The organism is Acidovorax sp. NB1 (genome assembly GCF_005405905.1).
GTDB lineage: Bacteria > Pseudomonadota > Gammaproteobacteria > Burkholderiales > Burkholderiaceae_C > Acidovorax.
In genome coordinates, this window is the sequence record NZ_BJHU01000043.1 from 122,532 (window position 1) to 134,802 (window position 12,271).

Here is a 12,271-nt window from a genome sequence, read left to right on the forward strand (position 1 = left end):
CCCCTTTGTTCGATTGTTTGGAAGGCATTGCCATGACCACCACTTCACGCCCCCTTCATCGCATCGCCCGCCGCAGCCTGCTGGCTCTGGGGGGCGCCATGCTGGCTGTGCCTGCCTGGGCCCAGGCAGACTGGCCGGGCGGCAAGCTCATCACCTGGGTGGTGCCGTACCCCGCAGGCGGCAGCACCGATGTGCTGGGCCGCAACATCGCGCAGCGCCTGGGCCCGGCCCTGGGCACCAACGTGATCGTGGACAACAAGGCGGGCGCCACCGGCACCATTGGTGCGGCCTTTGTGGCCAAGGCGCAGCCCGATGGATTCACCTTGCTGGGCACCTCGATCGGCCCGCAGGCGATTGCGCCACACCTCATGGCCAAGCTGCCGTATGACCACATCACGTCGTTTGAACCCGTGGTCACCGTGGGCACCATTCCGCACATTCTGGTGGTAGGGGCCAACCAGCCGTTCAAGAACGTGGCCGACCTGCTGGCTGCCGCCAAGGCGCAGCCGGGCAAGCTCGCGTTTGCCTCGGGCGGCAACGGCACCATCCTGCAGATGCAGGGCGAGTTGCTGCAGCAGCAAACGGGCGCACGCTTCATCCACGTGCCCTACAAGGGCGACACCCCGGCGCTGCAGGACACGCTGGCCGAGCAGGCGCAGTTCATGTTCGCACCCGCCGCCGCTGCGTTGCCCCATGTGCAGGCGGGCAAGCTGCGCGCGCTGGCCGTCACGTCGGCCCAGCGCCTCAAGCCGCTGCCTGCCGTGCCCACGATGGGCGAGGCGGGCCTGAAGGACTTTGTGGTCGAGCAGTGGCAGGCCGTGTTTGCACCGGCCAAAACGCCTGCGGCCGTGGTGCAGCGCCTGAACCATGAAATCAACAAAACCCTGAAAGACCCTGCCGTGGTCGCCCTGGCCGACAAGCTGGGCGTGACGCTGGTGGGTGGCACGCCCCAGCAGCTGGGCGACCTGCAAAAGGCCGACTCCGCCAAGTGGGCCAAGGTCATCAAGGACGGAAACATCCAGGCCGATTGAGCCCGGCCCGCACTCGGCCCCTTTGCGCATTCCTCACATTCTTTTTCTATCGAACGGAACCCACCATGAGCCAACTCCCCGAAATCATCCGCACCATTGAGCGCGTGGGCGCCGACGTGGTGACCCAGGCCGCAACCTACCAGGCCGCGATCCTGGCCGACGTGGCGGGCCGGCGCGGCACGATGCACGGCCGCGTGGCGCCGGTGCACCAGAGCATGAAGGTAGCGGGCCCCGCCTTCACCGTGGAAGTGCGCCCCGGCGACAACCTCATGATCCACGCTGCCATTGCGCTGGCCCAGCCGGGCGACGTGCTGGTGATCGACGGCAAGGGCGACCAGACCGCCGCGCTGATGGGCACGCTGATGCTCAGCGCCTGCAAGAAGCGCGGCCTGGCGGGTGTGATCGTGGACGCCGCCATCCGCGACAAGCTGGAGATCCTGGAGCTGGACTTCCCCGTGTTCAGCGCAGGTTTCAACCCCGCAGGCCCCACCAAATATGTGCCTGGCCGCATCAACCATCCCATCTGTACCGGTGGCGCCGTGGTGAACCCCGGTGACCTGGTGGTGGGCGACGCCGATGGCGTGGTCGTCATCGAACGCGAAAAGGCCCCCGCCATGCTGGCCCTGGCCGACAAGAAGGTGGCCGACGAAGCGGCGCGCATCGAGGCGATTGCTCGCGGCGACACCGCATCGAAATGGCTGCCCGCTGCCCTGCGCGCTGCCGGCGTTCTCAAGGAAGGGGAATCGCTGTGAGCAACGCTACCCACCCCGTCATCATCGTGACCGGCGCCGACCTGGCGCAACAAGCCCTGGATTTGCTCGCAGGCTACGAAGTCGTCTACGCAGGCAAAACGCCCACCGAGGACGACCTGGTGGCCCTGTGCCAGCGCCACAACCCCGTGGCCATCATCGTGCGCTACGGCAAGGTGGGCGCGGCGGTGATGGACGCAGCCCCCGCGCTCAAGGTCATCTCCAAACACGGCAGCGGCACCGACACCATCGACAAGGTGGCCGCCAAAGCCCGTGGCATTGAGGTGGTGGCCGCCGTGGGCGCCAATGCCGCCGCCGTGGCCGAACAGGCCCTGGCCCTGCTGCTGGCCTGCGCCAAATCCGTGGTGGCACTGGATGCGCGCATGCACGCAGGCCACTGGGACAAGGCCACGCACAAGAGCCTGGAGCTGGGTGGCCGCACCGTGGGCCTGGTGGGCCTGGGCGCCATCGGCCTGCGTTTTGCCAAGATGGCCGACGCGTTGGGTATGCGTGTGATCGGTTTCGACCCCTTCGCCAAGAACCTGCCCGCTTATGTGCAGAGCGTTCCTCTCGAAACCATCTGGCGCGAAGCGGATGCAATCTCGCTGCACTGCCCGCTGACCGACGACAACCGCGGCATGCTGAACGCCACCACGCTGGCGCAATGCAAGCGCGGCGTGATCGTGGTGAACACCGCGCGGGGCGGTCTGATCGACGAGGCCGCGCTGCTGGCTGCTGTGCGTTCGGGCCAGGTGATGGCTGCGGGGCTGGACAGCTTTGCAGTCGAGCCCATGGTGGCGGGCCATCCGTTCCAGGGTGAGAAGAACGTCATCCTGTCGCCCCACATCGGCGGCGTGACCAGCGATGCCTACGTGAACATGGGCGTGGGTGCAGCCCAGAACCTGCTGGCCGTGCTGGCCCGCACTCCTGGCGAAGTGGCGGCGGCTGCTGCTGCCTGACGACAGCCACGCGCTGAACACAAAAAGAAAAAGGCATGGGGCAGGGCGCCCCGGCCTGTGGAGACAACGATATGCACCAAATTTTTAAGAAAAAAGCGGCCTCTGCGCGCGTCCATCAAGCGCTGATAGCTATTGTTTGTATAGCATCTGGCGCTGCAGGGGCGCAAACCGCATACCCCCACAAGCCTGTGAGGCTGGTGGTGGGGTTTGCCGCAGGCGGCCCCACCGACGTGGTGGCGCGCGCGTTTGCCGACCATGCCAGCCGCGCGCTGGGCCAGCCCTTTGTGGTGGACAACAAACCCGGCGCCAACACCATCCTGGCCGCCCAGGCAGTGGCCAGCGCACCGGCCGATGGTTACACGCTGCTGTTTGGCGCCACCAACCACACCATGATCCCGGGGCTGTATGCCGGGCAGGTCAAGTTTGATGCGGTCAAATCGTTCAAGCCGCTGTGCACCGTGGCCACCAGCCCCACGGTGCTGGTGGTGGGGCAGGCCCTGCCGGTGAAGTCGCTGGCCGACTACATGGCCCGTGCGCGCAAGGAGCCGGGGCGCCTGTCTGCGGGCACGGCGGGTGTGGGCAGTTCGGGCCACTTTGCCACCGAGATGTTTGCCCGCGCCAACAGCCTGCAACTGAACCACGTGCCCTACAAGGGCGCTGCGCCCGTGGTGACGGACCTGGTGGGCGGCCAGCTCGACAGCTCGTTTGCCACGCTGGGTTCGGTGCTGCCGCAGATCAAGAGCGGCAAGCTCACCGCGCTGGCCGTGGCGTCGCCCAAGCGGTCGTCGCTGCTGCCCGACGTGGCCACGTTTGCCGAAGCCGGTGGTGGCAACTATTCGGCCGACGCCTGGTATGGCCTGCTGGCCCCGGCGGGCCTGGACGAGGCCACCACCCAGCAGTTGGAGCGCGTGGCCCGGGACTTTGTGCAAAGCCCCGCTGCCACCGACAAGCTGCGTGGCCTGGGGCTGGACGCCGATGCTACCTGCGGCGCCGCGTTTGCCAGCCAGGTGGGCCGCGAGGTGGTCACCTACACGCAGATTGCGCGCGATCTGGACCTGAAGGCGGACTGAGCTGCAGAAACCGCCGCACTTTTTACGCCCCAACATTCAATCCCGCGAGGAGACTCCCCATGTTCCGTTTTGTGAAACCCCTGATCGCCGCCTGCGCCCTGACCGCTGGCCTGGTCCATGCCGCCTTCCCTGAGCGGCCCATCACCCTGGTCGTGCCCTACGCCCCTGGCGGTGCGGCCGATGCCGTGGCCCGCGTGGTGGCCACGCGCCTGGGTATCAAGCTGGGCACCAGCGTGGTGGTGGACAACAAGGCCGGGGCCAGCGGCACCATTGGCGCCAGCTTTGTGGCCAAGGCCCCGGCCGACGGCTACACCATGCTGTACGACGCCACGCCGCATTCCATCAACCCGCACCTGTTCCCCAAGATGCCGTATGCCAGCAACGCGCTGCAGCCGCTGTCGCTGGTGATGCTGGCGCCCAACGTGCTCATCGTGAGGGCCGATGCGCCTTTCAAGAACGTGGGCGACCTCATCGCCAAGGCCAAGGCGCAGCCCGGCAAGATCAACTTTGCCTCGGGCGGCAGCGGCACGGTGCAGCGCCTGGCGGCGGAGCTGTTCCGCCAGCAACTCGGGCTGGACATGGTGCATGTGCCCTACAAAAGTGGTGGCCCCGCCATCACCGATGTGATGGGTGGGCAGGTGGACTTCATGTTTGGCACCGTGGCTGCCACCTACCCGCATGTATCGGGCGGCAAGCTGCGCGCGCTGGCCGTGTCGGCGCCTGAGCGTTCCAAGCGCCTGCCCGATGTGCCCACGGTGGCCGAGGCTGCCGTTCCGGGCTACGAGGCTTTTGAGTGGAATGGCGTTTTCCTGCCCGCTGGCACGCCCGCCCCTGTGGCCACCCAGCTGCAGCAGGCGCTGCAGGACGTGATGAAGGAAGAAGAGGTGAAGCAGCGCCTGGCCGACATGGGCGCACAGCCCGTGGGCTCCACGCCCGCCGACTTTGCCGCCTTTCTGAAGAAGGAAGACGCGAAATGGGGCGAGGTGGTGAAGAAGGGCAATATCAAGCTGGACTGAGCCATGCCTTTGCCTGCGCTGACTGCGCCCGTGCCGCACTCGGCGGGATTGAACCGCCCCCAGCGCCCGCTGCCGCCCGGTGCGTGCGATAGCCACATGCACATCTTCGACGCGCGGTTTTCTCCTTCGCCCCACTGGCCGCGCACGCCGCCCCATGCACCCGTGGCTGCTTACCGGCAGCTGCAGAAGCGCCTGGGAACCTCGCGCGCGCTGGTGGTCACGCCCTCGACCTATGGCACCAACAACGCCTGCACGCTGGATGCGCTGGACCAACTGGGCGACAGCGCACGCGGCGTGGCCGTGGTGGGCGAGGGCGTGGGCGACATAGAGCTGGCCCACTTGGCCGCCCGGCGCGTGCGCGGCCTGCGGATCAACTTTGTCTCGCCCCAGTCCTGGGGCACCACGACCCCTGAGATGCTGGCCACGCTGGCGGGCAAGGTGGTGCGCCATGCAGACTGCAATGGCTGGCACATCCAAGTGTTTGCACACCCGGAGCAGATCGTGGCGCTTGAACCTGTGCTGCGCGCCATGCCGGTGCCGCTGGTCATCGACCACCTGGGGCGCATGGATCCGGCCGAAAGGCCGTCGTCTGAGGCGATGGGCGCGCTGCGCCGGTTGCTGGACGGGGGCAACACCTGGGTCAAACTTTCGGGCGCCTACATGCGCTCCCGCGTGCAGGGCCCAAGCTACGCCGACACGCTGCCGCTGGGCCGCGCGCTGGTGTTGGCCGCACCTGAGCGCCTGGTGTGGGGCAGCGACTGGCCCCACACCACCGAGGCACCGGGCAGTGTGAACGATGCCGACCTGGTGGACCTGCTGCACGCCTGGGCGGGATCGGAGGCTGTGATGCACCGCATCCTGGTGGACAACCCGGCGCGGCTGTATGGTTTCGAGGCCATTTCCTGACAACGAGGGACTTTTCCATGTTTCTTCTGCAACCCCCTGAGATCCGCGATCTGGCCTTGTTCAGCGCCATGCCCGAGGCCTTCCGCCGCCCGGAGCGCAGTGCCTGGGCCGACGCCAACCGGGGCGGCACCATCACCGACTCGTTCCTCGAAGGCCCGGTGTTCGACGGTGCAGGCAACCTGTACGTGACCGACATCCCCTGGGGCCGCATCTTCCGCATCGACCCCGAGGGCGCGTGGACGCTGGTGGCCGAGTACGACGGCGAACCCAACGGCATGAAGTTCATGGACGCAGACACGCTGCTGGTCACCGACTACAAGAACGGCCTCATGCGGCTGGATGTCGCCACCGGCACCGTCACGCCCTACCTGGAGCGCCGCAACAGCGAACGCTTCAAGGGGGTGAACGATTTGATCTTCGACGCCGAAGGCAACCTGTATTTCACCGACCAGGGCCAGAGCGGGCTGCACGACCCGAGCGGCCGCCTGTACCGCCTGCGCCCCAACGGCCAACTCGACCTGCTGCTGACCAATGTGCCCAGCCCCAATGGCGTGGCACTGTCGCCCGACGGCCGCGTGCTGTACCTCGCCGCCACGCGTGGCAACTGCGTGTGGCGCGTGCCGTTGCTGCCCGATGGCAGCGTGGCCAAGGTGGGGCAGTTCTTCACGTCATATGGCCCGAGTGGCCCCGACGGGCTGGCCGTGGATGCGCAGGGGCGGCTGCTGGTGGCCAACCCGGGCCTGGGCTATGTGTGGGTGCTCAACCACCGTGCCGAGCCCGTGCTGGTGCTGCGTGGGCCTGCGGGCGCCTCTACCACCAACCTGGCGTTTGGCGGAGAAGGGCGCACCATGCTGTACGTGACCGATTCCACCCATGGCCACATCCTGCGCGCACAGATGGAGGTGGGTGGGCTGCCGTTGGCACGGCCGCGCTGATTGGGCGGTCGCTCCGGCGGGGTGCATCTTCGGAAACACCAATGGTGATGTGGTGTTCTATTGAAATTGACTATTAAAGGGATTCAATCGATTCAATTTACCTGTCATCGATTGCTTCCTACCATCTGTCCTGTCGATACGTTCATTCACGTTCCTACAGGAGATGCCCCATGACCACCGAAGCCAAGTGCCCCTTTGACCACACCAAGGCGGTGCCCACAGGCCCCCGCAATGCCGACTGGTGGCCCAACCAGCTCAATCTCCGCCCCCTGAACCAGAACTCGCCGCTCACCGACCCGATGGGTGAGGGCTTCAACTACGCCGAAGAATTCAAGACCCTGGACCTGGCGGCTCTGAAGAAGGACCTGCATGCGGTCATGACCGATTCGCAGGACTGGTGGCCCGCAGACTTTGGCCACTATGGCCCGCTGTTTGTGCGCATGACCTGGCACAGCGCAGGCACCTACCGCCTGGCGGACGGCCGTGGTGGCGCGGGGGCAGGGCAACAGCGTTTTGCGCCGCTCAACAGCTGGCCCGACAACGCCAACCTGGACAAGGCGCGCCGCCTGCTCTGGCCCGTCAAGCAGAAATATGGTCGCAAGATTTCGTGGGCCGATTTGATGATCCTGGCGGGCAACGTGGCGCTCGAATCCATGGGCTTCAAGACCTTTGGTTTTGCCGGTGGCCGCCCCGACGTGTGGGAACCCGATGAGAACGTGTACTGGGGTGCCGAATCCACCTGGCTGGCGGGCGACAAACGCTACAGCGGCGAGCGCGACCTGGCTAACCCCCTGGCCGCTGTGCAGATGGGCCTGATCTACGTGAACCCCGAAGGCCCGAACGGCAACCCTGACCCCATCGCCGCCGCGCGCGACATCCGCGACACCTTCGCCCGCATGGCCATGGACGATGAAGAGACCGTGGCCCTGATTGCTGGCGGCCACACCTTTGGCAAGACCCACGGTGCAGGCGACGCTGCGCTGGTGGGCAAGGAGCCCGAAGGCGCAGGCATCGAAGAGCAGGGCCTGGGCTGGAAGAGCAGCCATGGTTCTGGCAAGGCTGGCGACACCATCACCAGCGGCTTGGAAGTCACCTGGACCACCACGCCCACGCAGTGGAGCAACAACTTCTTCGAAAACCTGTTCGGCTACGAATGGGAGCTGACCAAGAGCCCGGCGGGTGCCCACCAGTGGACGGCCAAGGGCGCGGCAGCGACGATCCCGCACGCCCACGACCCGTCGAAAAAGCTGGTGCCCACCATGCTCACCACCGACCTGTCGCTGCGCTTTGACCCGGCCTACGAAAAGATCTCGCGCCGCTTCCTGGCGCACCCCGAGCAGTTTGCCGACGCGTTTGCGCGTGCCTGGTTCAAGCTCACGCACCGCGACATGGGGCCGCGTGCACGCTACCTGGGGGCTGAAGTGCCCGCCGAAGTGCTGGTGTGGCAAGACCCGATCCCTGCGGTGGACCACGCGCTGGTCGATGCGCAAGACATCGCTGCGCTCAAGGCCCAGGTGCTGGCCTCGGGCCTGTCAATCTCGGAGCTGGTGTCCACTGCCTGGGCGTCTGCCTCTACCTTCCGTGGCGGCGACAAGCGCGGTGGCGCCAATGGCGCGCGCATTCGTCTGGCGCCGCAGAAGGACTGGGCCGTGAACCAGCCCGCACAACTGGCCAAGGTGCTGGGCCAGCTCGAAAAGATCCAGCAGGCGTTCAATGCGGCGCAGACGGGCGGCAAGAAGATCTCGCTCGCTGACCTGATCGTGCTGGCCGGCGGCGCCGCCGTCGAGGCCGCAGCGAAGCAGGCGGGACAGAACGTGACCGTGCCCTTCACCCCCGGCCGCACGGATGCATCGCAGGACCAGACCGATGTGCCTTCGTTCGAGGTCATGGAGCCCGTGGCCGATGGTTTCCGCAACTATGTGCGCCCCGGCCTGGAAGGCGCCGTGGCCGAGTTGCTGGTGGACCGTGCCAACCAACTCACTCTGACGGCACCCGAGATGATGGTGCTGATCGGTGGCCTGCGCGTGCTGGGTGCCAATGTGGGCCAGGCGCCCCATGGTGTCTTGACGCAGCGCCCTGGCACGTTGAGCAATGACTTCTTCGTGAACCTGCTCGACATGCGCACCCAATGGCAGAAGTCGGCGGGCGCAGCCGGTGTGCTGGACGGTGTGGACCGCAGCACGGGCGCCAAGAAGTGGACCGGCACGGTGGCCGACCTGGTGTTTGGCTCCAACGCGGTGCTGCGTGCGCTGGCCGAGGTCTACGGCAGCAGCGATGCCCAGGCGGTGTTTGTGCAGGACTTCGCCCGCGCCTGGACCAAGGTCATGAACCTGGACCGGTTTGATCTGGCGGCGGCCAAGGCCTGAGTGTTGAGCCCACGCCCCCTGCAGGTCCCGAGGGACGCCGCAGGGGGCGTTTTTATGGGTGTGTGCCTTGTGCGTGCAAGGGGGCGGCTACGATGGCGGCCCCAACTGAACCAGAGAGCCCGCATGACCCAACCATCCACACCCTCCACCAAGGATTTCGACAAAGGCCTGGCCACGCGCAAGCAGGTCATGGGCGAGGACTTTGTGGCCAATGCCTTTGGCAATGCCACCGAATTCACCCAGCCGATCCAGGAGTTCATCACCCGCAATGCCTGGGGCGACGTGTGGCAGCGGCCGGGGCTGGACATGAAGACGCGCAGCCTGATCACCGTGGCTTTTCTGACGGCGCTGGGCAAGCAGCATGAACTCAAGGGCCATGTGCGTGGCGCGCTCAACAACGGCGCCACGTCGGCAGAGATCCAGGAAGTGCTGCTGCACGCCAGCATTTATTGCGGGCTTCCTGCAGCCGTGGAGGCCTTCCGCACTGCTGCCGAGGTGATCGACGGACCCAAGAAGGGCTGACAATGCGGTCTTCCGCTTGGACTGCTTCCTGTCGCCCGTAGAACTGGCATGCACCAAGCCAGCGCCACCGTGGAACTGGCTTTGCCAGGCCACTGGTGGCGTTCCCCTCAGGGGGAAGGCGCGAAGCGACTCAGGGGGGCTATCCCCCCGCCAGCAGCTTGTGCACCAGGTCGGCCGCGGTGGAGGCGTTGTACTTGCGCATAAGGCGTGCACGGTAGATTTCCACTGTGCGGTGGCTGATCTCCAGCGCACGGCCAATCTCCTTGGAGGTCAGCCCCTCCAGCAGGCGGGCTGCCACCTCGCGCTCGCGGCCAGTGAGTTCGGCTTTCACGGTGCGTTGCGAACTCAGGTCTTCAAAGCTCCAGATGCCTGAAGCGTGCGGATTCTCGCGGTTGAGCGCGCGACCCGAGACATGGCACCAGAACACCTCGCCGTTGGCGCGCTTCATGATGCGGTTGTCCGCATAGTGGCCCTTGGCGTTCAGGATGGGTTCCATATGGGCCCCAAGCCGTTCATATTCGTCGGCGCTGGGATAGAGTATCTGGAACGACTGGCCAATCAGCACCTCGCGCGAGGCGCCGAACATCTCGCACACGTGCCGGTTGCAATCGACCATGGTGCGGTTGCGTGACAGCACCAGCCCCACGGGGGCCATGTCGAAAGCCAGTCGGTAGTCAACGTCCATAGTGCAAGTCTTTACGAGAAACTACTTATTTAGATACGTAGTATCGTAGCGCATCCCATTCATAAGGAGATCGTGGTGAACAAGATATTCCCCTCCGCAGCCGAAGCCCTGAAGGGCGTGGTTGCAGACGGCCAACTCATGGCTGTTGGCGGTTTCGGGCTGTGTGGCATTCCTGAAGCCCTGATCGACGCGCTGCGCGATTCGGGTGCAAAGAACCTCACCGTGATCTCCAACAACGCGGGCGTGGACGGCTTTGGCCTGGGCAAGCTGCTCGAAACCCGCCAGATCAAGAAGATGATCTCGTCGTACGTAGGCGAAAACAAGGAATTCGAGCGCCAGTACCTCGCGGGCGAGCTGGAGCTCGAATTCACCCCCCAGGGCACGCTGGCCGAAAAGCTGCGCGCGGGCGGTGCTGGCATCCCGGCCTTCTTTACCAAGACCGGCGTGGGCACCATCGTGGCCGACGGCAAGGAGCTGCGCGAGTTCGATGGCGAAACTTATGTGATGGAGCGCTCCCTGGTGCCCGAGGTCTCGCTGGTCAAGGCTGACGTGGCCGACAAGTCGGGCAACCTGCGTTTCAACCTGACGGCACGCAACTTCAACCCCGCAGCGGCCACCGCTGGCAAGGTCTGCATCGTCGAGGTGGAAAAGATCGTGGAAGTGGGCGAACTGGCCCCTGATGACATCCACCTGCCTGGCATCTATGTGCACCGCATCGTGCTCAATGCCAACCCTGAAAAGCGCATCGAAAAACGAACGATTACCGAGACCAAGACCGAGAAAGCAGGAGCCTGACCATGCCGTGGACCCAAGACCAGATGGCCGCCCGTGCGGCCCAAGAACTCGAAGACGGCTTCTACGTGAACCTGGGGATCGGCATTCCCACGCTGGTGGCCAATTTCACCGGTGACAAGGAGGTGTGGCTCCAGTCCGAGAACGGCATGCTGGGCATCGGCCCCTTCCCGACCGACGACAAGGTGGACCCGGACCTGATCAACGCTGGCAAGCAGACGGTGACCACCATCAAGGGCTCGTCCATCTTCGGCAGCGATCAGTCGTTTGCCATGATCCGTGGCGGCAAGATCAATCTGTCCATCCTGGGTGCCATGCAGGTCAGCGAAAAGGGCGACCTGGCCAACTGGATGATCCCCGGCAAGATGGTCAAGGGCATGGGCGGCGCTATGGACCTGGTGGCGGGTGTCAAGCGCGTGATCGTGCTCATGGAGCATGTCGCCAAGAAGAAAGACGGCACAGAAGACCTGAAGATCCTGCCCGCTTGCACGCTGCCCCTCACGGGTGTGGGTGTGGTGGACCGTATCATCACCGACCTGGCAGTGATGGACGTGACGCCGCAAGGCCTCAAACTGGTGGAACTGGCCCCCGGCGTGACGTTTGAAGCCCTGCAGGCCAAGACGGGCGTCACGCTGATCAAGTAATCAACCTTTCGCAGCGATTCATTGGCTGCTTGGCATCCAGCAAAAAAGGCCGGAGCCCCGCAAGGGACTCCGGCCTTTTGTATGGCATTTGCACTTCACGACCGGCCTGCACAGGCCGGTTGGAATTACATGGCGCTGAATTCGCCCGAAGGGATCTGGCCCGTGCGCAGGGCTTCAGCAGCCTGGGCACGCACAGCAGCGCGGTCAGCGGTGCTCTTGTAGGTCACCACACGCGAACCTGCGGGTTCGATGGAGCGGGTCTGGGCCACCGTGGCGGCTTCGGCAGCCACTTCAGCACGGGTGCGGTTGGTGTCGAACTTCAGAGCGAACTGCGAGCCATCGGCTTCGTCAGCGTGGGCGCCGAAGGCAGAGAAAGCAGCCACAGCGGCGATGGAGATGATGCGAGCGGTCTTGTTCATGGTGAAACTCCGATGAAATTCAAAAAAGAGGGATGTACTAGGCAATACGAAACAGGAAGAGCGGTGGATTCAGCGAATCAAGCGCTGATCAATCAACCACGCTCGCCGTAAGAGATCGGGCCAGTGCGCACAGCTTCGGCAGCTTGGGCACGCACAGCAGCGCGATCAGCGGTGCTC

The 12,271-nt window shown here is 65.2% G+C and carries 13 protein-coding genes; 11 read left to right on the plus strand and 2 right to left on the minus strand.

The genetic code is table 11. The features are described 5' to 3' along the window. Positions 1 to 32 precede the first annotated feature (32 nt). The 9 genes from AvAM_RS21495 to AvAM_RS21535 all read left to right on the plus strand — a co-directional run bounded on the left by AvAM_RS21495 (position 33) and on the right by AvAM_RS21535 (position 9,554). Positions 33 to 1,031, plus strand: a complete 999-nt coding sequence (locus AvAM_RS21495; RefSeq protein ID WP_137748984.1) for a tripartite tricarboxylate transporter substrate binding protein — start codon at positions 33 to 35, stop codon at positions 1,029 to 1,031. A gap of 65 nt (positions 1,032 to 1,096) precedes the next feature. After that, positions 1,097 to 1,783, plus strand: a complete 687-nt coding sequence (locus tag AvAM_RS21500) for an RraA family protein (protein WP_137748985.1) — start codon at positions 1,097 to 1,099, stop codon at positions 1,781 to 1,783. Further along, positions 1,780 to 2,739, plus strand: a complete 960-nt coding sequence (locus AvAM_RS21505; RefSeq protein ID WP_171012359.1) for an NAD(P)-dependent oxidoreductase — start codon at positions 1,780 to 1,782, stop codon at positions 2,737 to 2,739. Before AvAM_RS21500 ends, AvAM_RS21505 begins: the two co-directional genes overlap by 4 nt. Positions 2,740 to 2,810: 71 nt before the next feature. After that, positions 2,811 to 3,809 carry a tripartite tricarboxylate transporter substrate binding protein gene (locus tag AvAM_RS21510; RefSeq protein WP_137748986.1) on the plus strand — a complete coding sequence of 333 codons (999 nt, stop codon included), beginning with the start codon at positions 2,811 to 2,813 and terminating at the stop codon, positions 3,807 to 3,809. Positions 3,810 to 3,868: 59 nt separating this feature from the next. Continuing rightward, the gene (locus AvAM_RS21515) at positions 3,869 to 4,825 is read left to right on the plus strand and encodes a tripartite tricarboxylate transporter substrate binding protein (RefSeq protein ID WP_137748987.1); all 957 of its coding nucleotides are present in this window, start codon (positions 3,869 to 3,871) and stop codon (positions 4,823 to 4,825) included. Positions 4,826 to 4,828: 3 nt separating this feature from the next. Next, entirely contained in the window at positions 4,829 to 5,731 is a 903-nt protein-coding gene (locus tag AvAM_RS21520; protein ID WP_137748988.1) for an amidohydrolase, read from the plus strand. 17 nt (positions 5,732 to 5,748) lie between these two features. Then, positions 5,749 to 6,666, plus strand: coding sequence for an SMP-30/gluconolactonase/LRE family protein (locus AvAM_RS21525; RefSeq protein ID WP_137748989.1), 918 nt, complete (start codon positions 5,749 to 5,751; stop codon positions 6,664 to 6,666). Positions 6,667 to 6,836: 170 nt separating this feature from the next. Further along, positions 6,837 to 9,032: a catalase/peroxidase HPI gene (gene katG / locus AvAM_RS21530; RefSeq protein WP_137748990.1), complete on the plus strand. Its 2,196-nt coding sequence runs from the start codon at positions 6,837 to 6,839 to the stop codon at positions 9,030 to 9,032. A gap of 123 nt (positions 9,033 to 9,155) precedes the next feature. Continuing rightward, complete coding sequence (locus AvAM_RS21535) at positions 9,156 to 9,554, plus strand: carboxymuconolactone decarboxylase family protein (RefSeq protein WP_137748991.1); 399 nt, start codon at positions 9,156 to 9,158, stop codon at positions 9,552 to 9,554. A 139-nt stretch (positions 9,555 to 9,693) separates the two neighbouring features. Here AvAM_RS21535 and AvAM_RS21540 read toward each other — a convergent pair whose 3' ends face one another. Next, complete coding sequence (locus AvAM_RS21540; RefSeq protein ID WP_137748992.1) at positions 9,694 to 10,239, minus strand: PAS and helix-turn-helix domain-containing protein; 546 nt, start codon at positions 10,237 to 10,239, stop codon at positions 9,694 to 9,696. A 75-nt stretch (positions 10,240 to 10,314) separates the two neighbouring features. Here AvAM_RS21540 and AvAM_RS21545 point away from each other — a divergent pair, with 75 nt between their 5' ends. Beyond that, complete coding sequence (locus tag AvAM_RS21545) at positions 10,315 to 11,034, plus strand: CoA transferase subunit A (RefSeq protein ID WP_137748993.1); 720 nt, start codon at positions 10,315 to 10,317, stop codon at positions 11,032 to 11,034. 2 nt (positions 11,035 to 11,036) lie between these two features. Further along, positions 11,037 to 11,675 (plus strand): 3-oxoacid CoA-transferase subunit B, encoded by a 639-nt coding sequence (locus tag AvAM_RS21550; protein WP_137748994.1) that lies wholly within the window; start codon positions 11,037 to 11,039, stop codon positions 11,673 to 11,675. Positions 11,676 to 11,800: 125 nt separating this feature from the next. Here the strand turns inward: AvAM_RS21550 and AvAM_RS21555 are convergent, their stop codons facing one another. Further along, entirely contained in the window at positions 11,801 to 12,094 is a 294-nt protein-coding gene (locus tag AvAM_RS21555) for a DUF4148 domain-containing protein (protein ID WP_137745186.1), read from the minus strand. Between the last annotated feature and the right edge of the window lie 177 nt (positions 12,095 to 12,271).